The 22798-nt window shown below is 69.9% G+C and carries 20 protein-coding genes and 1 pseudogene; 10 read left to right on the top strand and 11 right to left on the bottom strand.

Annotated features, from left to right (window positions below; genetic code table 11):
* Positions 1-31: 31 nt before the first annotated feature.
* Positions 32-583: a TetR/AcrR family transcriptional regulator gene (locus tag IEZ13_RS29845; protein ID WP_183224638.1), complete on the bottom strand. Its 552-nt coding sequence runs from the start codon at positions 581-583 to the stop codon at positions 32-34.
* On the opposite strand from IEZ13_RS29845, the gene IEZ13_RS29840 reads away from it, so the two are divergent.
* Positions 535-2337: an MDR family MFS transporter gene (locus tag IEZ13_RS29840; protein WP_306421547.1), complete on the top strand. Its 1803-nt coding sequence runs from the start codon at positions 535-537 to the stop codon at positions 2335-2337. The two genes, IEZ13_RS29845 and IEZ13_RS29840, sit on opposite strands and share 49 nt — an antisense overlap.
* A gap of 171 nt (positions 2338-2508) precedes the next feature.
* Here IEZ13_RS29840 and IEZ13_RS29835 read toward each other — a convergent pair whose 3' ends face one another.
* Complete coding sequence (locus IEZ13_RS29835) at positions 2509-3363, bottom strand: Vgb family protein (protein WP_183224636.1); 855 nt, start codon at positions 3361-3363, stop codon at positions 2509-2511.
* A gap of 39 nt (positions 3364-3402) precedes the next feature.
* On the opposite strand from IEZ13_RS29835, the gene IEZ13_RS29830 reads away from it, so the two are divergent.
* The 5 genes from IEZ13_RS29830 to IEZ13_RS29810 all read left to right on the top strand — a co-directional run bounded on the left by IEZ13_RS29830 (position 3403) and on the right by IEZ13_RS29810 (position 12267).
* Positions 3403-4011: a TetR/AcrR family transcriptional regulator gene (locus IEZ13_RS29830; protein ID WP_229795200.1), complete on the top strand. Its 609-nt coding sequence runs from the start codon at positions 3403-3405 to the stop codon at positions 4009-4011.
* Complete coding sequence (locus IEZ13_RS29825) at positions 4008-4634, top strand: maleylpyruvate isomerase family mycothiol-dependent enzyme (protein WP_183224635.1); 627 nt, start codon at positions 4008-4010, stop codon at positions 4632-4634. The genes IEZ13_RS29830 and IEZ13_RS29825 overlap by 4 nt, the downstream gene beginning before the upstream one ends.
* Before the next feature lie 320 nt (positions 4635-4954).
* On the top strand, positions 4955-7375 hold the full coding sequence (locus IEZ13_RS29820; protein WP_183224634.1) for a beta-L-arabinofuranosidase domain-containing protein: 2421 nt from the start codon (positions 4955-4957) through the stop codon (positions 7373-7375).
* A 123-nt stretch (positions 7376-7498) separates the two neighbouring features.
* Entirely contained in the window at positions 7499-8929 is a 1431-nt protein-coding gene (locus IEZ13_RS29815) for a glycoside hydrolase family 43 protein (RefSeq protein WP_183224633.1), read from the top strand.
* 11 nt (positions 8930-8940) lie between these two features.
* Positions 8941-12267, top strand: coding sequence for a galactose-binding domain-containing protein (locus IEZ13_RS29810; RefSeq protein WP_229795198.1), 3327 nt, complete (start codon positions 8941-8943; stop codon positions 12265-12267).
* A gap of 126 nt (positions 12268-12393) precedes the next feature.
* On the opposite strand, the gene IEZ13_RS29805 is transcribed toward IEZ13_RS29810, so the two are convergent.
* Complete coding sequence (locus tag IEZ13_RS29805) at positions 12394-12849, bottom strand: RidA family protein (RefSeq protein ID WP_229795195.1); 456 nt, start codon at positions 12847-12849, stop codon at positions 12394-12396.
* Between the two features lie 36 nt (positions 12850-12885).
* Here IEZ13_RS29805 and IEZ13_RS29800 point away from each other — a divergent pair, with 36 nt between their 5' ends.
* Positions 12886-13842, top strand: a complete 957-nt coding sequence (locus tag IEZ13_RS29800) for a helix-turn-helix transcriptional regulator (protein WP_183224632.1) — start codon at positions 12886-12888, stop codon at positions 13840-13842.
* A 128-nt stretch (positions 13843-13970) separates the two neighbouring features.
* On the opposite strand, the gene IEZ13_RS29795 is transcribed toward IEZ13_RS29800, so the two are convergent.
* Positions 13971-14276 carry a hypothetical protein gene (locus IEZ13_RS29795; protein ID WP_183224631.1) on the bottom strand — a complete coding sequence of 102 codons (306 nt, stop codon included), beginning with the start codon at positions 14274-14276 and terminating at the stop codon, positions 13971-13973.
* Positions 14228-14707 carry a hypothetical protein gene (locus IEZ13_RS29790; RefSeq protein ID WP_183224630.1) on the bottom strand — a complete coding sequence of 160 codons (480 nt, stop codon included), beginning with the start codon at positions 14705-14707 and terminating at the stop codon, positions 14228-14230. Before IEZ13_RS29790 ends, IEZ13_RS29795 begins: the two co-directional genes overlap by 49 nt.
* Positions 14708-14847: 140 nt before the next feature.
* On the opposite strand from IEZ13_RS29790, the gene IEZ13_RS29785 reads away from it, so the two are divergent.
* Positions 14848-15375, top strand: coding sequence for a hypothetical protein (locus IEZ13_RS29785; protein ID WP_183224629.1), 528 nt, complete (start codon positions 14848-14850; stop codon positions 15373-15375).
* A gap of 53 nt (positions 15376-15428) precedes the next feature.
* On the opposite strand, the gene IEZ13_RS29780 is transcribed toward IEZ13_RS29785, so the two are convergent.
* The 4 genes from IEZ13_RS29780 to IEZ13_RS29765 form a co-directional block, all read right to left on the bottom strand.
* A complete protein-coding gene (locus tag IEZ13_RS29780; RefSeq protein ID WP_183224628.1) occupies positions 15429-15758 on the bottom strand; it encodes a nucleoside triphosphate pyrophosphohydrolase family protein in 330 nt (109 codons plus the stop codon).
* Positions 15759-15809: 51 nt separating this feature from the next.
* The gene (locus tag IEZ13_RS29775; RefSeq protein WP_183224627.1) at positions 15810-17309 is read right to left on the bottom strand and encodes an FAD-dependent monooxygenase; all 1500 of its coding nucleotides are present in this window, start codon (positions 17307-17309) and stop codon (positions 15810-15812) included.
* A gap of 76 nt (positions 17310-17385) precedes the next feature.
* Positions 17386-18006: a TetR/AcrR family transcriptional regulator gene (locus IEZ13_RS29770; RefSeq protein WP_183224626.1), complete on the bottom strand. Its 621-nt coding sequence runs from the start codon at positions 18004-18006 to the stop codon at positions 17386-17388.
* A 145-nt stretch (positions 18007-18151) separates the two neighbouring features.
* On the bottom strand, positions 18152-18883 hold the full coding sequence (locus tag IEZ13_RS29765) for a hypothetical protein (RefSeq protein ID WP_183224625.1): 732 nt from the start codon (positions 18881-18883) through the stop codon (positions 18152-18154).
* 958 nt (positions 18884-19841) lie between these two features.
* On the opposite strand from IEZ13_RS29765, the gene IEZ13_RS46960 reads away from it, so the two are divergent.
* Positions 19842-20102 (top strand): endonuclease domain-containing protein, encoded by a 261-nt coding sequence (locus IEZ13_RS46960; protein ID WP_203833947.1) that lies wholly within the window; start codon positions 19842-19844, stop codon positions 20100-20102.
* Positions 20103-20475: 373 nt separating this feature from the next.
* On the opposite strand, the gene IEZ13_RS47765 is transcribed toward IEZ13_RS46960, so the two are convergent.
* Both IEZ13_RS47765 and IEZ13_RS47760 read right to left on the bottom strand, forming a co-directional pair.
* A complete protein-coding gene (locus IEZ13_RS47765; RefSeq protein ID WP_183224752.1) occupies positions 20476-21054 on the bottom strand; it encodes a GrpB family protein in 579 nt (192 codons plus the stop codon).
* Positions 21055-21084: 30 nt separating this feature from the next.
* Positions 21085-21579 (bottom strand): annotated as a pseudogene (locus tag IEZ13_RS47760) (HAD domain-containing protein); the annotation flags it as partial.
* Between the two features lie 103 nt (positions 21580-21682).
* On the opposite strand from IEZ13_RS47760, the gene IEZ13_RS29745 reads away from it, so the two are divergent.
* Positions 21683-22798 carry a DUF808 domain-containing protein gene (locus IEZ13_RS29745; RefSeq protein ID WP_183224624.1) on the top strand — a complete coding sequence of 372 codons (1116 nt, stop codon included), beginning with the start codon at positions 21683-21685 and terminating at the stop codon, positions 22796-22798.

The following is a 22798-nucleotide window of genomic DNA, read 5'->3' as shown; positions in this document are numbered from 1 at the left end:
GGTCAGGACACTTCCCGACCTCAATAGGCGGCTACCGGGTGAGCCGGTGGGCGATGTCGCGGACGGCGGCGGCGATCTGTTCGTCGGTGGCGCCGAGCCCCTGGGCGGCGAACACGGTGGTGTTGATGCTGAGCAGCGCGACCCGGATCCGCAGGGTCTCCTCGACGCCGGCGTCGGGGCCGGTGACGACCTCGAACAGCGTGCGCAGCCGCTCGAACATGTTCTCCTTGCCGGGATGCAGGTCCCGGACGACGTGCTGGTTGGCCAGGGCGAACTGCATGGTCTGCCGGCCGTGGTCGAGGCTCAGGCGCAGCATGCGGTCGATGACCTCGGCGCGCAGGTCCGGCCCGGGGGGCTGCTGGGTGGCCCAGGCGACCAGGTCGTCCAGGGCGGCCAGGTGCTCGCCGAACAGGGACCGGACGATGTCTTCCTTGCTGTGGAAGTGGTAATACAGCGCGGCTTTGGTGACGCCCAGGCGCTCGGCGATCTCGCGCAGTGAGGTGGCCTCGTAGCCGCGCTGGGTGAACAGCTCCAGTGCCACCCGTCGGATGTCGGCCTTGGTGTCACTCTGCCGTCTCGACACGCCTGCCCCTCTTCCCCCTGTGCCCGGTGGTCCTCAGCATAGTTGCTAACTTGCCGACCGGTAAGTTACAACTTACCTGTCGGCAAGTAAAGGATGCGGGTGAGTGCCCGCGAGTCCCGGCCGCCGAGCGGCAATGCGATCGTCGAAGGAAGGCAAGCATTTTGACGTCCACCCCTGCGGACACCGCACCGATGGCACCCCCGAGGTTCAGCCACCGCGAGATCCTGGCGACCACGGCGGGGCTGGCCATCGCCATGCTGCTCGCCATGCTCGACAACATGATCGTGGCCCCGGCACTGCCCACGATCCTGGGTGATCTCGGCGGTCTCAACCACCTGGCCTGGGTGACCACCGGCTACATCCTCGCCTCGACCGTGGCCACCCCGATCTGGGGCAAGCTCGGTGACCTGCTCGGGCGCCGCATCACCTTCATCACGTCCATCGCGATCTTCCTGATCGGCTCCGTGCTGTGCGGCATGTCGCAGAACATGGCCGAGCTGGTCGGCTTCCGTGCCCTGCAGGGCCTCGGCGCCGGCGGCCTCATGGTCGGCGTCATGGCCGTCCTGGCCGAGATCGTGCCGCCCCGCGAGCGCGGCAAGTACCAGGGCGTGATGATGGCGGTCATGCCGGCGGCCATGATCGGCGGCCCGCTGGTCGGCGGCTTCATCACCGACCACCTCAACTGGCGCTGGGCGTTCTACGTCAATCTGCCGCTGGGCGTGGTCGCCCTGGCCGTCTGCTGGTTCACCCTGGCCAAGCTGCCCCGTGGCACCGGCAAGGCGCGCATCGACTGGACCGGGTCGGCGCTGCTCACCACGTGGATCACCGCGCTGGTGCTGATCACGAGCTGGGGCGGCACCGAGTACGACTGGAGCTCGCCGCAGATCCTCGGCCTGGCCGCGCTGACCGTGGCCGCGTTCGTCGCGTTCGTGGTCGTCGAGCGCCGCGCCGCCGAGCCGATCATGCCGCTGACGGTGTTCCGCAACCGCAACTTCACCCTCGCCGGCACGCTCAGCTTCATCGTCGGTTTCGCCATGTTCGGCGGGATGACGTTCCTGCCCCAGTTCCAGCAGTTCGTGCAGGGCGCGTCCGCCACCAACAGCGGGCTGCTGCTCATGCCGATGATGGTCGCCATGATGGTGACCTCGCTCGCCGGCGGCGCCCTGATCAGCAGGACCGGCCACTACCGTGCCCTGCCGATCGCCGGCACCGTCCTGATGGCCGCCGGGCTCGCCCTGTTCGCCACCATGGGCACCGACACCAGCAAGACGGTCACCGCCCTCTACATGGTCGTGCTCGGCCTCGGCATGGGCTGCCTCATGCAGACCACCATGCTCATCGCCCAGAACAGCGCGCCGCTTCGCGACATCGGCGCGGCCACCGGAGCGGCCACCTTCCTGCGCAACATGGGCGGCTCCTTGGGCGTGTCCATCCTCGGCTCCATCTACGCGCACACCCTGACCGGGTCCATCACCTCGAACGCCGGCCCGGCCGGTGACGGGGGAGACTCGGCGGCGCGGATGACGCCGGAGCTGCTGCGCAGCCTGCCCGAGGCCGCCCGGCATCTGTTTCAGCAGGCCGTCACCGACGGCGTCGGCGCCGTCTTCACCTGGGCCGCGATCATCGCCGCCGCGGGACTCCTGGTCGCCCTGGCCATCCGGCACGTCCCGCTGCGTGGCTTCGCCGCCGACAAGGACCAGCCGCAGGACGCCGGCGACACGCCCACCGAGGCGAAGGCCACGGTCACGGCCTGACAGCCGCGGCTGACCCACCACCGACGCAGCCCCGGACCGGTCCATCGCGACCGGTCCGGGGCTGCGTCCACATCTGCGGTTCGAGCGCCGATGGTTCAGCAGGTGCCGATCTTCCCTCAGCGTGTGCGCAATGACGGAGATGGCCGTGACCGGGCCCGGAGCCGCCGGGGCTCAGGTGGTGGGGAGCCGGACTAGGGCGCCGATCTCCAGGACGGTCCAGACGGCGTTGTCGGGGCCGAGGGTGAGGCCGTGGGGTTCGCTGTCCGGCAGGGGCAGGTCGTGGCCTTCGAGGTGGCCGTCGGCGGTGATCGTGGTGAGCCGGTTGCCGGCCCATTCGGTGAACCAGAGGCGGCCGTCCGGTCCGGTGGTGATGGCGTGCGGGCGGCCGGCGCGGTCGGGCAGCGGGAACTCGGTGATCGTGCCGTCGGTGGTGATCCGGCCGATCTGGCCGGCGAGGATCTCGGTGAACCAGAGCGCGCCGTCGGGGCCGGCGGTGATGCCGACCGGGCCGGCCTGCGGAGTGGGCAGATCGAAATCGGTCACGTCGCCGGTGGTGGTGATGCGGCCGATGGTGTTGGCCTGGTTGCGGGTGAACCAGAGGGCGCCGTCCGGGCCGGCGGTGATCGCCGACGGGAAACCGCCGGTCGCCGGGAATTCGGTGATGTCGCCGGTGGTGGTGATGCGGGCGATCCGGCCGGCGGTGGACTGGGTGAACCACAGCGCGCCGTCGGGACCGGCGGTGATGCCGTAGGGGCCGGACTCCGGGGTGGGGGCGGTGAACAGCGCGAGGTCGCCGGTGGTGGTGAGCCGGCCGATGTGGTGGGAGCGGCTGGTGAACCAGAGGGCGCCGTCCGGGCCCACCGTGATGATCATCGGGCCGGTGGCGGGGCCGATGTCGTACGTCTGTGGTCGTCCGCCGGGTTCGAGCCGGGCCACCTGATGACTGTGGACGAGGGTGAACCACAGGGCGCGGTCGGGGCCGGTGGTGATCGCATACGGACCGGGTGGGGTGGTGACCATATCCATACCCCCTAACGCTACACATGTTGCATTAGAGTGGGAAGCGTGAACCGACCGATCCGCCGCCCCGGCGGCCGCAGCGCCGACGTCCGCCGCCGGGTCCTGGACGCGGTCGTCACCCAGCTCGTCGACCACGGCTACGACGGCTTGAGCATCGACACGGTCGCCGCAAGCTGCGGCGTGCACCGCACCACCGTCTACCGGCGCTGGCGCGACGTCGGCGGGCTGCTCGCCGACGTGCTGGCCGAGGCGGCCGGCGACGACTGGCGGCCGGCGGACACCGGCACCCTAGACGGCGATCTGGCCGCGCTGAACCGGGAGGTGTTCGCCGCGCTCACCGGCGATCCGCCGATCACCACGGCGCTGATCGCGGCGTCGTTCCGGTCCGCGCGGGCCGCCGAGGCGCTGCGGGCGTTCTGGGCGGACCGGTACGACCGGTGTGCGGTGATCGTGGCGCGGGCGGCCGGCCGGTCCGAGATCCCGGCCGGCACCGACGCCCGGCGGCTGCTGGTCGCCGCGACCGCCCCGCTGTATCACGAGCTCGTGCTGCTGCGGACCGGCCCGGACGAAGGCCTGGCCGACCGGGCGGCCGCGGACACGGCCGTCGCGGCGCGGGCCGGAGCCTTCGTCACCGGAGTAGTGTCGCCCGGGTGAGCATCACGGGGATGATCGCCGACGAACGCCGCAGCCTGGCCGACCTCACCGACACGCTGACACCCGGGCAACTGCGCGCGCCGAGCCTGTGTTCGGCGTGGACGGTCAAGGAGGTCGTCGGGCATCTGGTCACCGTGGTCGCCACCGGGAACGCCGCCGCGCTGAGGGTGCTGGTGCGCAGCGGGTTCAACGTGCACAGGGCGAACGCGCGGCTGGCCGCCACGACCGCCACACGCCCGGCCCGGGAGCTCGCGGCGATCCTGCGCGCGCATGCGGAGAACCCGTTCCGGCCGCCGATCGTCGGCTATCCGGGGGCGCTCACCGATCTGCAGATCCATCAGCAGGACATCCGGCGGCCGCTGGGCCTGACCGGTGAATTGCGGCCGGAGCGGCTGCGGATCTCCCTCGACTTCCTGGTCGGTGGGCGGGCGGTCGGGTTCACGCCGCGGCGCCGGCCGGCGGGGCTGCGGTTCGAGAGCACCGATGTGGACTGGGCGTGGGGTGACGGGCCGGTCGTGCGCGGTCCGGGCGAGGCGGTGATGCTGGCGCTGGCCGGGCGGCGGGCGGCCCTGCCGGACCTGGACGGTCCGGGGGTGGCCATGCTGGACCGCCGCCTGCCGTAGGCCGGCCAGGTCTGGACCGGCTCCTGCCCGAGGTCGACCGGGCCGGGAAGCCACGCACCGGATAGTCGCGGGCCGGTGGTCGTTCAAATCTGGACGGGCTGTGCTGAACCGGCGCGACGTCGACCAAGTTCTATTTCGTAACGCGGTCGACATCTTGCCGAAAACCTTTTCGTAAGGCAGCGTGTGCCGCAGGCGCACCGCATCACGGGGGCGGATGGGCCGGGATCGCCCATGGGCTCCGCACGCTCACGAAACAGTGAATACCTGTGGGCGAGAACCCCGCTCATGCATCGAAGTCTGTCGATTGCAGAGGTGTTCACATGCGTTTCAACCGTCGTACCGTACTGATCGCCTCGGCGGCCGGCGCCGCCGGCGCGATCCTGCCCGCGGGCACCGCCCACGCCGCCCGGGCGGACATCGGCGTCTCGGCGTACGGCTTCCCCCTCACCGCCGTCCGCCTCGGCGCCGGCCCGTTCACCGACAACACCGCCCGCACCCACACCTACCTGCGGTTCCTCAACGCCGACCGGCTACTGCACACGTTCCGGATCACCGCCGGGCTCCCCTCGACCGCCACCCCGTGCGGCGGCTGGGAATCACCGTCCACCGAACTGCGCGGCCACTCCACCGGCCACGTGCTCACCGCCCTCGCCCAGGCCTACGCCGGCACCGGCGACACCACCCTGCGGGCCAAAGGCGACTACCTCGTAGCCCAGCTGGCACTCTGCCAGCGGCCCAACGGCTACCTGTCGGCATACCCGGAATCGTTCATCGACCGGGTCGAGACCGGCCAGCAGGTGTGGGCCCCCTACTACACCCTCCACAAGATCGTGCAAGGGCTGCTCGACTGGCACCAGCTCACCGGCAGCGCCCAGGCCCTGACCGTCCTGCAGCGCAAAGCCGCCTGGATCCAGGCCCGCAACAGCCGGCTCACCCTCGCCCAACGGCAGCAGATGCTGCGCGTCGAATTCGGCGGCATCGGCGAGACCCTGTTCAACCTGTACCAGCTCAGCGACGACCCGGCCCACCTGACGACCGCCCAGTACTTCGACCACGCCCAGATCCTCGACCCGCTCGCCGCCAACGTGGACGCGCTCGCCGGATTCCACGCCAACACCCAGATCCCCAAGGCCATCGCGGCGATCCGCGCGTTCCACGCCACCGGCGACAGCCGCTACCGCGACATCGCCGTCAATTTCTGGAACTTCGTGGTACGCCAGCACTCGTACGCCATCGGCGGCAACTCCAACGGCGAATACTTCCAGGCCCCGAACCGGATCGCCGCCGAGCTGTCCGACTCGACCTGCGAATGCTGCAACACCTACAACATGCTGAAACTGACCCGGCAGCTGTTCTTCACCGATCCCGGCCGGGCCGCCGAGCTCATGGACTTCTACGAGAAGGCGCTCTACAACCATCTGCTCGGCGCACAGAACCCGAACTCGGCGCACGGCCACCACTGCTACTACGTGCCGCTGCGCGCCGGCGGGATCAAGACGTACAGCAACGATTACGACAACTTCACCTGCTGCCACGGCACCGGCATGGAGACCAACACCAAGTTCACCGACAGCATCTACTTCGTCAACAACACGATCCTGTACGTCAACCTGTTCATCTCGTCAACATTGACGTGGCCCGGCCGTGGCATCACCGTCCAGCAGGACACCGCCTACCCGGAGAGCCCCACCACCCGGCTCACCGTCACCGGATCCGGCGCGATCGACCTGCGCATCCGCATCCCCTCCTGGACCAGCGGCGCCCAGGTCCGGCTCAACGGCGTCCTCACCGGCACGCCCACCCCCGGCACCTACCTGTCGATCAACCGCACCTGGGCCGGCGGCGACGTCGTCGACGTCACCCTGCCCATGGCGCTCGCTCTGGAACTCACCCCGGACAACCCGTCGGTACGCGCGGTCAAACACGGCCCGATCGTGCTCGCCGGACAGTTCGGCACCAGCAACCTCACCGCCCTGCCCACCCTGTCCGGCACCCCGCAGCCGACCGGCACACCCCTGGAGTACACGGCCGGATCGGTGCTGCTGCGACCGTTCTACAAAACCCACGGCCAGCGCTACTCCGTCTACTGGAACGTCACCAGCAGCACCCCGCGCGAGGCCCGCTACCTGTTCGACGAGGCCTCCGGCACGACCGTCGCCGACGCCACCGGCAACGGCTGGACCGGCACCCTGGCCGGCGGCGTCACCCGCACCACCGGGCGCAGCGGCAACGCCGTACTGCTGAACGGCACCAACGGGCACGTCAGCCTGCCCGCCGGCATCGTCGCCGGTGTCACCGCGTACACCATCGCCACCTGGGTCCGCATCGACACGGCCGCCACCTGGACCCGGGTCTTCGACTTCGGCACCGGCACCGGCGCCTATCTGTTCCTCACCCCGCGCAGCAGCGCCGGCACCGCCCGGTACGCCATCACCAGCACCGGCTCCGGCGGCGAACAGCGCATCAACGCGCCCGCCGCCCTGCCCACCGGCACGTGGACCCACGTCGCCGTCACCCACACCGGCAACCTCGGCATCCTCTACGTCAACGGCGCCGAGGTGGCCCGCAACACCGCATTGACGGTACGGCCGTCCGCGCTGCCGTCCACCACCCAGAACTGGATCGGTCGCTCCCAGTACGCGAGCGATCCGTACCTGACCGCGGCCGTCGACAGCTTCCGGATCCACAGCCGGGCGCTGACCGCGGCCGAGATCGCCCAGTTGCACTCCACCGGCCAGTGACCTGCCGGCCGGTCCGTCACGTCAGCGTCCTCACCCGCAGCGGGTCACCCCGCCCACCGTCCCCGCTGGGAGATCCAGCGGCTTCCCGCCCCCGCTGAAAGGTTCTTGGAGAAAGGCAGTCGGATGTCCAGAAGAAGATGGCCGGCCGCGGTGTGTGCGCTGGTCACCGCAGCCGCGGCGATAGCCGTCGCCACCCCGGCGCAGGCCGCGAACCCGATCATCACCAGCATCTACACCGCCGACCCGGCGCCCCTGGTCGTCGGCAACACCATGTACATCTACGCCGGCCGCGACGAGGCGCCCACCGGCGGCACCAACTTCGTGATGCGCGAATGGCACGTGCTGTCGTCGACCGACGCGGCCACCTGGACCGACCAGGGCGCGAAGGCCAACATCGCCACCTTCGGCTGGGCGGGCGCCGACGCGTGGGCCGGCGAAGTGGAGCCCCGCAACGGCAAGTACTACTGGTACACGTCGGTCAACGGCAACGGCGCCGGGTGGATGAACATCGGCGTGGCCGTCGGCGACAGCCCGCTCGGGCCGTTCACCGACGCCAAGGGCGGGCCGCTGATCAGCGACAGCACCGCCAACTCCTCAGGCCTCAACATCGACCCGACCGTGTTCGTCGACGACGACGGGCAGGCCTACATGTACTGGGGCGGCTACTGGGGGCCGCGTGCCGTCCGGCTGGCCAGCAACATGATCGACACGGTGGGGTCGGTGGTCACGCCGACCGGGCTGACCAACTACTGGGAAGCGCCGTGGATGTTCAAACGTAACGGCCTCTACTACATGATGTACGCCGCCAACGACACCAGCGGCTGCGTCACCAACTCGAACTACGCCTGCCAGCGGTACGCGACCGCGACCAACCCGATGGGACCGTGGACCCACCGGGGCATCGTGCTCGGGCAGGTGTCGTCGACGACCAACCACGCCGGCATCGTCGAGTTCAACGGGCAGTGGTACATCGTCTACCACAACGCCAACGCGCCCGGCGGCGGCAACTTCCGCAGGTCGGTGGCGGTCGACCGGCTGTACTTCAACGCTGACGGCACGATCCAGCAGGTCGTGCAGACGACCACCGGGCCGCCACCCAACCCCGGCGGCGGCGGAGGCAGCGGCACCAACCTCGGGCCGTCCGCCACTGCGTCCACGTCGTACGTGTCGGCGTGGGAGAACCTGTCGGCGATCAACAACGGCGGGACACCGGCCAACTCGCAGGACCGGTCGAACCTCGCCTACGGCAACTGGCCGCAGCAGGGCACCCAATGGATCGAATACCAGTGGCCGGCCGCCCGGTCGATCAACAAGAGCTCGGTGTACTGGTTCGACGACAACCAGGGCATCGACCTGCCCGCCTCATGTGCACTCCAGTACTGGAACGGCAGTCAATATGTAGCCGTCACCGGCCAGTCAACATGTGGCGTCGCCGGCAACGTGGAGAACGTCATCACGTTCAATGCAGTCAACACGACACGGTTGCGGCTGCAGATCACGTCACGCAGCGGCTACTCGACCGGCGTGCTCGAGTGGAAGGCGTTCCAGTCATGAGCGGCCCCTTCATGAGACGACGTGACCGGGCCGGCACCGGCACGACCGACGGGGCCGGGGCGCGTGCGGTCGTGCGCCGGCTCCGCGCGTACACCTCGATCCTGATCTTGATCCTGGCGTCGCTGGCGGTGAGCCCGCAGCCGGCGCACGCCGCGCAACCCATCGGATTCCCCACCTTCGGCAACGCCGGCTCGATCCCGGCGCCGCCGGTCGGCTACTCCACCGGCGACACCATGCGCGCCATCTACGACGCCGAGGCCGCCGGCACCGACTTCTGGATGGACCGGCTGCTGGCCCGCACCGGCAACGACCCGGCCGGCACCTGGCTGATGAGCCGCGGCCGCGCCGCGTTCATGTACACGCACAACCCGGCGGTGATCGGTTTCGGCGGCAACGCCGCCTACTGGGACAACATCTCCAGCCAGAACGCCTACGCGATCACCGCGTCGACCGGCACGTTCACCGAACAGGTCGCCCAACGCCGGCAGACCCCCAGCCACTGGCGCAGCGTGCACACCAGTGGCAGCATCCGGCTGGAGGTCACCAAGTTCATCACGCACAACAACGTGCTGATCACCAACGTCGCCGTCGTCAACACCGGCAGCACCTCGTCGACATTGACGCTGACCGCCACCTCGCCGTACGCGACCACCGTCAGCGGCAGCGAGCTCACCGGCACCCGCGCCGTCAAGAACAACCTGACGACCCTGTATCCGCGGTTCTCCGGCGACGGCTTCACCCCCTCCGGCAGCAACCTCACCCGATCGATCACGGTCGGCGCCGGGCAGACCGTCACCGCCAAGGTGCAACTCGGCCTGGTCGCCACCGAGATCCCCGCCTCCCGCACCGAATACGACGCCTACCGGGCCCGCAGCGCCGCCGACGCGTTCGCCACCCACGTCCGCGACTACAACCGGTGGTGGGCCGACAACGTGCCCTACATCGACGTCCCGGACGCCGCGATCAAGAAGAACGTCTACTACCGCTGGTGGCTGATGCGGTTCAACCACCTCGACGCCGACATCCCCGGCCAGGACTTCCAGTTCCCGCAGTCGATCGAGGGCGTCACCGGCTACAACAACGCGATCGCGCTCACCCAGCCGATGCACATCGACGACCTGAAGTACCTGCGGAGCCCGGAGTACTCCTACGGCCCCTACCTGGCGGTCGGCCAGTACTCGGCCAACGGCCGGTTCATGGACAACCCCGGCGACCCGGAGAACTGGTCCAACTCGTACACCCAGTACATCGCCGAAGCCGCGTGGCGCGCCTACCAGATCCACGGCGGCCAGCCGGCCATGCTGACCAACTTCGCCCGCTACGCCGAAGGCGACGCGAAAGGCCAGCTCGCCACCTACGACACCAACAACAACGGCGTCATCGAGTACGACTGGGGCGCGATGACCGGCAACGACGCCGACGCCGTCTCGTTCCACTGGCGCGCCGGCAACCTGGACCGGGCCGAGACCGCCTACGTGTGGAGCGCCGCCAACGCCGCCCGCGACGCCTACACGCTGGCCGGCAACACGGCCAAGGCCACCGAGATGCAGACACTCGCCGACCGCATCCGCAACGGCGTCATCAACACGTTGTGGAACCCGTCGCGTCAACTCCTGGAACACAAGCACGTGTCGACGAATACACACGTGCCGTGGAAGGAAATCAACAACTACTACCCGTACGCGGTCGGGTTGATGCCGAACACCGCCCAGTACCGGGAGGCGCTGCGCCTGTTCGCCGACGCCGCCCAATACCCGATCTTCCCGTTCTACACCGCCAACCAGGTCGACAAGGCCGCCGCCGCGGCCGCCGGGAACCCGGGCAGCAACAACTTCTCCACCATCAACTCCACCGTGCAGTTCAGGCTCTACTCCCAGGTGCTGCGCAACTACCCGAACACGTGGATGACCAGCGAGGACTACAAGAAGCTGCTCTACTGGAACGCCTGGGCACAGTACGTCGGCGGCGACACCAACTGGCCGGACGCCAACGAGTTCTGGGCCGACTGGAACGGCAGCGCCATCACCTACCGGTCGTGGATCCACCACAACATCCTCGGCAGCAGCAACTGGACCGTCATCGAGGACGTCGCCGGGCTCCGGCCGCGCAACGACACCCAGATCCAGCTGTCCCCGATCAACATCGGGTGGAGCCACTTCGCGGTCAACAACCTGCGCTACCGCAACGCCAACCTGTCGATCGTCTGGGACGACCCGTCCGACGGCGTGACCAGGTACAACGGGGTGCCGCAGGGCTACTCCATCTACCTCGACGGCACCCGCGTCGCCACGCTCAACCAGCTGGCGCCGTTCACCTACAACCCGGCCACCGGCGCGGTCACCACCACCGGCACGGTCGCGTTCAGCACCGCGTTCCCGGCCCTGCAAGCACCGCAGAACGTGGTGCAGAGCAGCAGCCGCATGGTCGACGTCTTCGCCAAGGCCGGTGTCGACCTGACCTCCACCCGCCCGAATCTGGCCAGCGGCGCGACCGTGGCCGCCTCCTACACCACCTCCGGCACGTCGGCCGGCGGCGCCGTCGACGGCCTGCCCACCAACTCACCCCTGTGGGGCAGCTACGGCAGCACCAACGCCACCGACACCTACGACATCACCTTCGGCAGCGAGCGCACGGTCAGCGAAGCCTGGATCCACTTCCGCAACGACCGGGCCACCAACCGCTACCGGCCACCGACCGCCTACAACGTCCAGTACTGGAACGGCAGCGCCTGGGTGAACACCGCCGCACAGGCGAAAACCCCGGCCACACCGCAGGCCAACCTGAACAAGGTCACCTTCACCGCGGTCAACACCACCAGGCTGCGCCTGCAATTCACCCAACCCTCCGGTACGCCGAAAACCGGCCTCACCGAAGTGAAGGTGTACGGGCAGGGCACCGTGCCGCCACCGAACCCCAACCTCGCGGCCTCGGCCACACCCAGCGCCTCCTACACCTCGGCGTGGGAGAGCGTCGCCGCCATCAACGACGGCGCCGAACCACCGTCGTCCAACGACACCGTCAACCCGCGCTGGGGAACCTGGCCCAACCAGGGCCAGCAATGGGCCGAACTCACCTGGTCCACCGCACAGAACCTGCGATCCGCGCAGGTGTACTTCTTCGACGACAACCAGGGCATCGACCTGCCCGCCTCCTGGAAACTGCAGTACTACGACGGCAGCGCCTACGTCGACGTGCCATCCGCCAGCGGCTACCCGATCGCCGCCAACCAGTACAACACCGTCACCTTCGGCCCGGTCAGCACCACCCGCCTGCGGGTGGCCCTGACCAGCGGCGCCGCCTCCGTCGGCCTGCTGGAGGTGAAAGCCTTCGCACCCTGACGGGGTCGTGCCGCCCGGGGCCGGTTCGGCCCCGGGCGGCACACTCGGGCCGGATGACCGCCGGCCTCGTCCACCGGCTCCACCCCGGCCGGCCGCCGGACTCGACGCCGCCCTGACCCACATCGGCTACCCGACCGCCGTCGCCTCCAGCTCCACCAGCTGACCGGGCAGCGCCAGCCGCGTCACCTGCAGCATCGTCGTGGCCGGCGCCACCCCGGCCGCCGCCAGTCGCGACGCCAGCACCCCGTAATGCGGGAACAACTCGTCAACATTGACGGTGTACACGTTGATCCGCACGACATTCGTCAACGACATGGACGCCGCCGTCAACACGGCCTCCAGATTGTCCAGACACATCGCCACCTGCGCGGCCATGTCACCGTCATGCTGCGGCTTGCCATCGGCGTCCATCGCCGTCTGTCCCGAGCAATACAGCGTCCGGGTCTGCCCGGACACCAGCTCACCCTGGTTGAAACCCAACGCCACCGACCACGGCCACGGATTGACGGCCACTCGCTGCACTGCCATCTTCAAGCTCCATTCCATTTCGTACGGGCAATGGCGAGCCTGCCCGTCAATCACGACACCTCCTGTCATGTATTCCGGTACGGTTCGCGAATGCGCGCCGACCGGCTGGTCTCCCTCGTCCTGCTGCTGCGCCAGCGCGGCCGCCTGACCGCCGACACCCTGGCCCGCGAGTTGGAGGTGTCCACCCGGACCGTGCTGCGCGACATCGAAGCCCTGTCCGCCGCCGGCGTCCCGGTCTACACCGAACGCGGCCGACACGGCGGATTCGCCCTGCTCCCCGGCTTCCGCACCCCACTCACCGGACTCAACCACGACGAAGCCCTCGCCCTGCTCACCGCCGGATCCGGGCTCGGCCTCGGCCCGGCCCTCGCCTCCGCCATGCGCAAAGTCGTCGACGCGCTCCCGGAAAGCCACCAGGCCCTGGCCGGCGACGCCGCCCAACGGTTGCTCGTCGAACCGGAGACCGACCTGCTGTCGCGCCGCCCGGTCACCGACCCGATCCCCACCGCCACCCTGACCGAGGTACGGCGTGCCGTGCTCGCCGGGCACCGGTTGCGCATCCACTACGCCGCCACCGGCCGGCCCCCGCAATGGCGCACCGTCGACCCGATCGGCCTGGTCACCGTCCGCGACCGCGGCTACCTGCTGGCCACCCGCAACGGCGCCGACCGCACCTACCGGCTGTCCCGCATCCTCGCCGCCGAGGAACTCCCCGACCCGGCCCAGCGAGACGACCGGGTCGACCTCGACCGGGCCTGGCGGGAACGGTCCGCCCGGTTCCTGTCCGACGACCACATCGCCGTACAGGTCCTGGTCGACCCGAACCGCCGCGACGACCTGCTCACCACCGCGGTCGCCGTCCGCGCCGAAACCCTCGGCCCCGACGGCCGCCTCCGCCTCGACGTCACCTACCAGGACCTTCGTCACGCCGTCTGGGCGCTGTGGCAACTCGGCACCGCCGCCGAAGCCCTCGCCCCGCCGTCCCTGCGCGCCGCCCTGCACGAGCGAGCCACCACCCTCGCGGCCCGCTACCAACATCCGGCCTAGACAACCGGTGCGGCCGCCGCACCCCACTGCCGGAATCCGTCCCGGGAAACGGCGCGGCCGCGGGCCTGCCCGTTCTCAGATGGCTGTGCACCGTGGTCGATCGGTTCCGGCTGGCGCTCAGCGCTGTCTCAACGGTGCTGAGACAGCACCCACGACCAGCCGAACAAGATCAGCCGCCATCCGGACAGTCCCTCGCTATGTCCGCAGTAGACCCGGACGATCCAGTTGCGCGGCTCGCCGGCGGGAGTGCCGTCGGCCTCGGTGCCGACCAGCACGGTCACCCCGTCCGGGCCGTTGTGCACGGTGCATTTCCCGACCTGCGTACGCCGGCACTCGTCCTCGGCCTGGGCACCCGTCGACGGGTCCGCGACGCCGACGGTGACCGTCAGGTCGCCGGTTCCCTCGGCGTCGTGGACCAGGGCCAGCGCGTCCACCGGTTACCCCACGGTGGTTCGCCGCCGAGACTGAACCCGATCAGCGGCCCGGCCTGCACACCCGGAACCTGGGCGTATCGTGCCTTGGGCAGCAGGCGGGGCAGTTCCTCGTTGAGATGACAGGTCACGCTCGTGGCGGCCCACTCCGCCAGCTCCGGCGACAGCGGCTTGTCGGCCGCGTACGCCCCGGGCGGGCGGGTACCGGGCGGGAACGGGCACGGGTCGGCCGCCCCGAACGCTGGACCGGTGTCATCACCGCCGAACACCATGACCCCACCCATCTCGGCCAGCACGGCCACGAGCCCGGCACCGGCGAGACCGGCCGGCCGCCGGTTGCGGCGCGAACGCCGGCCGACGGTCAGGATCCCGGCGGCGGTCAGGCCCATCGCCGGTTCGCCGTCACTCGCGTACGTCTCGAGCGCTTCTCGCATCCCGATTTCCCGCACCGGCCTGAGCCAGTGGAGAGCCTGTGAATGGCTATGAATCAGCTGTCGAAGGCAAAACTGCCTGACGGCGCCTCCGATGGAGCCTCCCGTACACGTCCTACGAGACAGGGAGAGGCCACCGGCCCATGACTGCCATCACCTTTTCGAACGCCGGTCTGACCAGCACCGCGACCCGGCAGCCGCCCCCGCCCCGCAACGGCGAGGACCCGATGAAGGCCGTCGCCGAGAAGCTCGGCCTGAGCACCGACGATCTCAAAAAGCAGCTGGACAGCGGCAAGAGCCTGAACGACGTCGCCGAAGCGCGGGGTGTCTCGCACGATGATCTGATCGCCGCCATCAAGGCCGGACTGCCCACCGACCAGGCATCCGGAACGACAGAGGCCGACCTCACCGAGCTCGCGGAGACGATCGCCGCGACCACCGGCCGGCCGCAGGGACCACCGCCGGGTGGCCCGAAAGGCGAGATGGGCGGGCTGCAGGCCAGCCAGGCGAAACTCGACCGGATCAGCGCGTTGCTGGAGACCGGCTCGGACGAGGTCGGCTCGATCAGCAGCGCGCAGAAGCTGGTCAGCATGCTGCAGGACAAAGGCGTCGACCTGAACGCCCTCAAGTCCGTCCTGGACAGCGGGGACCTGCTCGACGTCGTGGCCTGAACCCGTGGCCGGAACCCTGCCGGGAACAGATATCCGGCAGGGTTCGGGCGCCGTCAGCGGTCGTCGCCGCTGCCGCTCAGGACGCCACGGGTCTGGCGACTGGCGAGTTTGGCCAGGTTCGCGGCACCGATGTCGTCCAGCGACAGATCCAGGTAGTCGGCGAGCACCGCCACGTACCAGAGCACGTCACCGAGTTCCTTGGCGATATCCGCGCGGTCGATGCGCGTCTCGTCACTGTCGAGGTCCCGTACCCATTTCTTGAACTTCTCGGCGACCTCGCCGGACTCACCGACCAGCCCGAGCACCAGATGCAGAAGCTCGTTCTTCTTGTCACGCGAAGCGGCGGTACGCAGAGCGCCGCGCTGATACTCGTCCAGGTCCACGGCGCACCAGTATGCCCAGCTTCCGGAAGCGGGCTCTGACCAGGGGCCCGGTCAACGCGGACCGCCGAAGTGGCCGGTAAGCGCGGCGCGCAGCGTGCCCGCGTCACCGGCCGACCAGGCGACGAAGCAGTCGGGCCGCACGAGCAAGGCGGTCGCGGCTGTGCCCTCCAGCGGGCCGGTGACCACGTCGACACGGTCCCGCCATCCGGCGGCGACCCTGGCGTACGCGCCCGTGGAGTCCAGCAGCAACGGCCGGGCCGTACGGGTCAGCTCGGCCAGGCGCACCGGAGCGCCGTCACCGTGCACCACCACGTCCGGCGCGCACCGCCCGGCCAGCGGGTCGGCGGGATCGGCCGGATAGGCGACATCCGCGCCGGACATCAGCGCCGCGATGTGCCCGGTCACCTCCGGCTTGCGCAGCAGTTCCGCGAACAGGCCCCGCAGCCCGGTGATGTCGTCGCCCGGGCCGATCAGCGCCGACTGCGCCTGCGTGGACATGACGACCCGCTCGGCGACCGGGCGGCGCTCCGTCTCATACGTGTCGAGCAGCCCCGCCGGCGCCCAGCCCCGCACCGTGGCGGCCAGCTTCCACCCCAGATTGGCGGCATCCTGTAGACCCAGGTTGAGGCCGGGACCACCGATCGCCGGGTGCACGTGCGCGGCGTCGCCGACCAGCAGCACCCGGCCGTCGCGGTAGCGGGCGGCGATGCGTGTGTTCCCGCCGGTCAACCGCCGCAGCAGGCCGGCGCCCTCACTCGCACTGAACGGGACGTCGGCGCCGAGCACTCGGGCGACGCTGGCGCGCAGCTCCGCCAGGCTCATCGGTGTCTCGTCACCGGCCGGCACGTCAGGCCACTCCGTCGTACTGAGGATGGCCGGGCGGCCCGGGAACGGCGCCCAGGCGATCAGGCCACGCGGGGTGCGGGTGTGCAGGAACGGCGGGACCACCCCGTAACCGGGAACAAGCAGTCCACCGGTCGCGGGATCCAGGGCGGACGCGGGCACGGTCACGGTGGCGGTACGGGAGACCGACCGGTCGTTGGTGACACCGGGGAAGTCAATTCCGGCCAGGCGGCGCACCACACTGCGGCCACCGTCGGCGCCGACGACGAAACGGGAGGCGAGCCGCGTACCGTCGGCGAGGACGACCTCGACCGCATCCGGGCCCTGATGAAGGTCGACGACCTCGTGGCCGCGGCGCACCTCGACGCCCAGCTCCGCGGCGCGGGCCGCGAGGCCGGCCTCCAACTGAGCTTGCGGCACACCGAGCACGTAGTGCGGATTCTCGTCGAGCATCGTGAGATCCAGCGGGAACGCGCCGAACGTGAACGCCGGCTGCGGCGCCGGCGGGGCGCTGTCGCCGCTGAGCCGGGTGTAGAGGCCGCGCCGGTCGAGCAGGCGCACGACCTGCCCGACGAGGCCGTTGGCGCGAGGTTCGCCGGTGGGCGCGGGATGGCGTTCGAGGACGACGGGATGGACGCCGGCGAGCGCCAGTTCGCAGGCGAGCATGAGGCCGTTGGGGCCGGCTCCGACAATGAGGACATCAAGCATGATCGTGATCCCTTCGGGGCGTGCGTCATCGCCGCGGCGGGCCGGGCCGGCCGCGGGAGTAAGAAAGGAGTGGCTGTTAGCGGGCCGGTGCCGGGAGGCCGGCGGCGACCTGAGCGAACGCGTCGACGATGAGGCGATCGATCGGGGTGGGCGGGTCGGCGCTGTCCAGGAAGTGCTGCATGGCGACGCCGACAGCCGCGCTGGCGGCGGCCGCGACGAGCCGCGGATACATGTCGGCGGCGAGGTCGGTGCCGGTGCGCTCGGCGACCGCGGCCGCCAGTTCGGCCTCGGCGACCGCGGCGGCGCGCAGCCGTTCACCCTGCAATGCGGGCTCGGCGAGCATGGCGCGGACGCCGGCCACCCACTGCGCGTGTTCGGGCGACGGCATCGCCTCGACCTCCGGACCGCGCGTGAACTGCTCCAGCGCGGCGGCGGTGAGCGCCTCCCAGAGCGGTTCCGCGGAAGGGCGCTCACGGAGCGCGGCCGCCGTGCGCATGCTGCGGTCGAGGTGACGGGAGGCGATCGCCTCGGCCTTGCTGGAGAAGTAGTTGTTGAAGGTGCGCGCGGAGACCCCGGCCGCCTCGGCGATGTCCTCGACGCGGACGTTGTCGTAGCCACGCTCAGCGGTGAGGTGGATCGCGGCCCAGCCGAGGGCCGCCCGGGTCTCGGCCTTCTTACGCTCCCGCAGCCCTGTCATGACCCCACAGTAGCAATTCTTGCGTCCCCCGCAAAGTTGCGGGCCGCGCAATAATTTGGGATCGCGCCGTGACGACCGCCAAATGGCTGCCCTGGAACCTGTTTCCGCAGGTAGCACGCATTTCGGTACGCCACACTGTGACGACCTACGGACCGACCGGGCGGATCCACGGGTCGAGGATCAGGTGGTCGAGGCCGATCGCGGCGAACTTGTCGTACAGCGGCTGCGTCAGCTGGAGCATCATCACCCGCATCTTTCCGTCCTCCGAACTGGCCAGGTAGATGCCCGAAGCGGGGTCGTCCATGAGCGCCCCGACCGCTTTGCCGGTGGTGGCCTGCAACTTGTCCTCAGCGGCGATGCTGTGCCCGCCAGGCGCGGCGACCACGCAGAGGTTGTCGGCGTAGATCGCGGTCAACGCCGCCCGGGCCTGGTCCACATCACCGCTCACCACCTCGACTACCAGGATGCGGGCGTTCCCGACGTGCGTCGCGAACGGCTGTGCGAACTGGTCGGCATGTGCATGCAGATAGTCGTCGACCCGGCCGTCGACCCAGTCCTCGCCGTCCCGCCAGCCACCGGCCGGCGCCGGGCACGGCGGAACGTCCGGCAGATCGGAATCTCCGAGCACGCCGGCCGACGTGGGCGAGTACGGCATCCGCCGGATGTCGGACAACCCATCCGGACGCCACCGGCCGTGCAGCGTCACGCCGCCCGTCGGTTCGACGCCCGGCACCCGGATGCCATGACGGCAAGGACCGTTGATGGCCGGGACCGGGGCCGGCGAGCACATCGTCGAACCCTCCTCGACCGGCCCGCTCGCCTCGACGAGATCGCCGTCCCGGACGATCAGCCCAGTCGGCTCCGCTGCAGCGATCATCCGCACCGGTACTGGTTCCGGTACCAGTCTGGGTTCTGACTGTTCTCCCGACGGTGTCTGGTGAACAGCGAACGCCAGCGATCCCGCGGCCAGGATCGCGGCCGCCACGGTACGGACCGCTGTCAGCCGGCCTCGACGCTTCCGGCTCACGTCCGACTCGAGTAGCGGTGGCGGGGTCGCCCGCCCCAGCTCGCCGGCCGCGGCGTGCTGGCCGCCGATCAGTCCAGCGTCGTCATCACCAGACACGAGTGTCCCTCCGCCAGCTCCGAAATCCACGCACCGGCCAGAAGGTAGGCGTTGATCAACTCCCTTGGTGTCCCCCGAGCCAGTTGATCGCACCTCCGAACGGAGGAGGGCCGTCCGCCGGGCTGCGCAGTGAAGACGATGGGCACAACATCTCGCTGGCCTGACCCCGGCTGATCCGAGTGGCTGACGAACGAGGGCACCGCTACTCAGTCGGCCGCCTCAGCGGTCAGGACGACTACGGCTCGGTCACACCGTCTAAGAACTCACGCGACGATGAGCCCGCTAATTACCGTATTGTAATTAACGGTAATCTAGTAATCCATCCAGCCGCTCGAAACGGACATAACGGCGGTGCATCATAATGCATGCTATGTGGTATTCCTATGTACGAGTAGGAGATGGGTCGCGGGGCGGGCGGAAATGTCGTACCCGAGGCCTACCGTTCGCGTGTGGACATGTCTGCCGCGCCCGAACCGGGTGAGACCCGCCGAACCTGTCAGGGATGCCGTAAACAGCTGCCCGAGTAGCGGTTCGCCCATTCGACCGGGCGCCTCACGGCTCGCTGCCAGGACTGCCTGGCCACTGTGCGGCGGCGGCAGCGAGCCGCACGCGAACGCCTCGGGCCGGCAGGGGTCCGCGCCGCCCACCTTCGCGACAAGTACGGCATCACACCCGGGGAGTACGACGCGCTACGGGCGGCGCAGCAGCATCGGTGCGCGATCTGCCGGATCCACGAGGACGACATCACGCCGACGCGGTCAGGACGGCCCCGGCAGGACGGCCCCGGCAGGACGGCCGGCCCACAGCGGAGGCCGCGCGGCTCGTCGTCGACCATTGCCACCTGAGCGGGCGGGTCCGCGGTCTGGTGTGCAACAACTGCAACGGGATGATCGGGCTCGCCCGTGACCGGCCGGAGATTCTGCGTGCCGGCGCCGACTACCTGCAGGGACGGGAGCCGCTGATCGAAGAGTGAAGATCTTGCGGGCCTGATCGCGGCGGATTTCGCGCCGGCGGGGGATCGGCTGCTGATGACGCCGCATCCCAGCTTCGACGATGAGGCGGCTGTGTGGAGCTGACCGGACCGGACGCCGCTGGCCCGGCTGGATGCCCTCGGCGACGGGATCGAGCTGTACGGGTTCTACCTCGACGACGAGCGGGTGGTGCTGTGCGACTACCGGCGGGGGCCGTTGCTCTGTGACCGTGACCTGCGGCCGGTGGCCTGGATCGATCTGCCGCCGGTGCCCGCGGGGACGGCCGTGGAGGGTCCGCTGTTCGGGCTCGCGCCGGGGGTGTTCACCGGCGACGTCTATCACGACGACGGGCAGTGTGCCGGGGTGTGGCGGCTGTCAGCGCAGGCCGGCGCGCTGGAGGATCTCGCGGACCACGGCGCCCTTGGCGTGGACGTAGGCGGAGGCCGAGTTCGGGTGCCGGGCGGCCGCCTCGAACTTGTGGGCGGCGTACAGGTCGCGGTCGGCGGGGTGGGTGCGCAGCCAGTCACGGAAGATCAGGTGGCGCAGGTGTTCGTCGCAGTCGGGGCCGAAGACGTGCAGGTTGACGTCGTGGCCGGGGGTCCACAGGCAGCGGTGCTCGTACCAGTGTGGTTCGCGGGTGCGCAGCTCGTAGCCGGCGGCGGTCAGGTCGGGGACGTAGGTGTCCTCGTCGGTGGGGTCGGCGACGATCAGGTCGATGTCGATGCGGTTCTTGGCGGGCAGTCCGGGTACGGCGGTGGAGCCGACGTGGTCGAGGGCCAGAACCCGGGTGCCGAGCGCGTCGCGGATGCGGGCCTGTTCGCGGGCGAAGCGGGTCGGCCAGCCCGGGTCGTACGCGCTGATGGTGATGGGTTTGACCGGCACGTCGCCGGTCCGGGGGCCGACCGTGCGGCGGGCCAGTTGCTCGGGGGTGAGGCGCACGGATGGCGGCGGCATCGGTGGCGTCCGCCGTGGCCGGGCGGTGCGCAGCCACTGCTCGACCCGGGTGAGGTCGTCGTCGGTGAGGCCGGTGAACGGGTCGACCCGGTGCAGCAGGGCCGGGCCGGGGTGGTGGTCGGCGACCCAGCCGCGGTCGGTGTCGGTGAGTTCGTCGTCGAGCCATACGAACGGGCGGCCGTCGGCCCACCGGATGAGCGGGATGGTCTTCCAGTGCAGGCCGTTGCCGGGCAGGTGGTCGTCGTCGGGGAACGGGACGACCGGCAGCGGCGGTAGGCCGATCCGTGGGGCGACCAGCTCGTTCGCGGTGTCCATCCAGGTGGTGGCCCAGACCAGGGTGGCGCCGAGGGCGAGCAGGCGGCGCCCGTCGTCCGGGTCGAGGCGGTGCAGCCACTCCTGCTGCGGGGTGTCGGCGGCGCCGGGTCGCGGCCGGAACGGGATCAGCGGGCCGTCGACATCGAGAAAGATCAGCGGGCCGTCGGTCACATTCGGCACCCTATCCGGTAAAGGTGTGATCGAGTGCATTTCGGGGCATCGGCCGGGTGGCGCGGAGGGCGGTCGTCCGTCGTCTGCGGCTCTGAACGAGAATGAGACTGCACATACGGTTGCCGATTGGGGAGGACTTTCCTTGAGCGCTGGACTCGCGGCCCTGTTGGATGATGTGGCGGTCCTGGCTCGTGCGGCCGCCGCGTCGATCGACGACGTGGGGCTCGCTGCCGCGAAGGCCGGCACGAAAGCCGCCGGTGTGGTCATCGACGACACGGCTGTCACCCCGCAATACGTGCGCGGGCTGGCCGCGGAACGTGAGATCCCGATCGTCAAGCGCATCGCCCTGGGCTCGCTGCGCAACAAGTTCCTGATCATCCTGCCGGTGATCCTGGTGCTCAGCCAGTTCCTGCCGGTGCTGCTGACGCCGCTGCTGATGATCGGTGGCGCCTACCTGTGTTACGAGGGCGCCGAGAAGGTCTGGGAGCGGATCGCCCACCACGGTGAGCACGCCGAGGAGGAGGCGCAGCCGGACGAGAAGACGCTGATCTCCGGCGCCATCCGTACCGATCTGATCCTGTCGGCGGAGATCATGGTGATCTCGCTGAACGAGGTGGCCCACGAGACGTTCTGGAACCGGCTGATCATCCTGTCGGTCGTCGCGGTGATCATGACCGTGCTCGTGTACGGCGTGGTCGGCCTGATCGTGAAGATGGACGACGTCGGCCTGAAGCTGGCCGAGCGGTCCGGCAAGGCGACCGCCACGTTCGGCCGCGGCCTGGTCAAGGCAATGCCGAAGGTGCTGACCGCACTGACCGTCGTCGGCACCGTGGCGATGCTGTGGGTCGGCGGCCACATCCTGCTGGCCGGCGTCAACGAGTTGGGCTTCCACCCGCTCTACGACTTCGTCCACCACATCGAGAAGGACGCCCACGAGGCGACCGGCGCCCTCGGCGGTGTGGTCGGCTGGCTGGTCAACACCCTCGCGAGCGCGATCGTCGGCCTGATCGTGGGCGCGCTGATCGTGCTGTTCATGAGCCTCACGTTCCACCGCAAGTCGCACGGCGCCGCCGAGGACAAACACGAGCCCGCGCCGACCACCGCGGAAGCCGCGAGCGAGCAGCCCGTGGCCCCGGCCCCGGTTCCTGCGGAAACCACGGCCGAGGCTGACGCCGAGACCGCACCGACGGCGCCGAGCGTGGCCGAGGTCGAGACCAAGACCGAGGACGAGACCGGTACGGGCAGCAAGCAGCCGTAA

Origin of the sequence: Actinoplanes campanulatus (assembly GCF_014647795.1) — a bacterium.
Taxonomy (GTDB): Bacteria; Actinomycetota; Actinomycetes; order Mycobacteriales; family Micromonosporaceae; genus Actinoplanes; species Actinoplanes campanulatus.
Note: the sequence above shows the minus strand (reverse complement) of the source record. Positions and strands in the feature narration are given on the sequence as shown.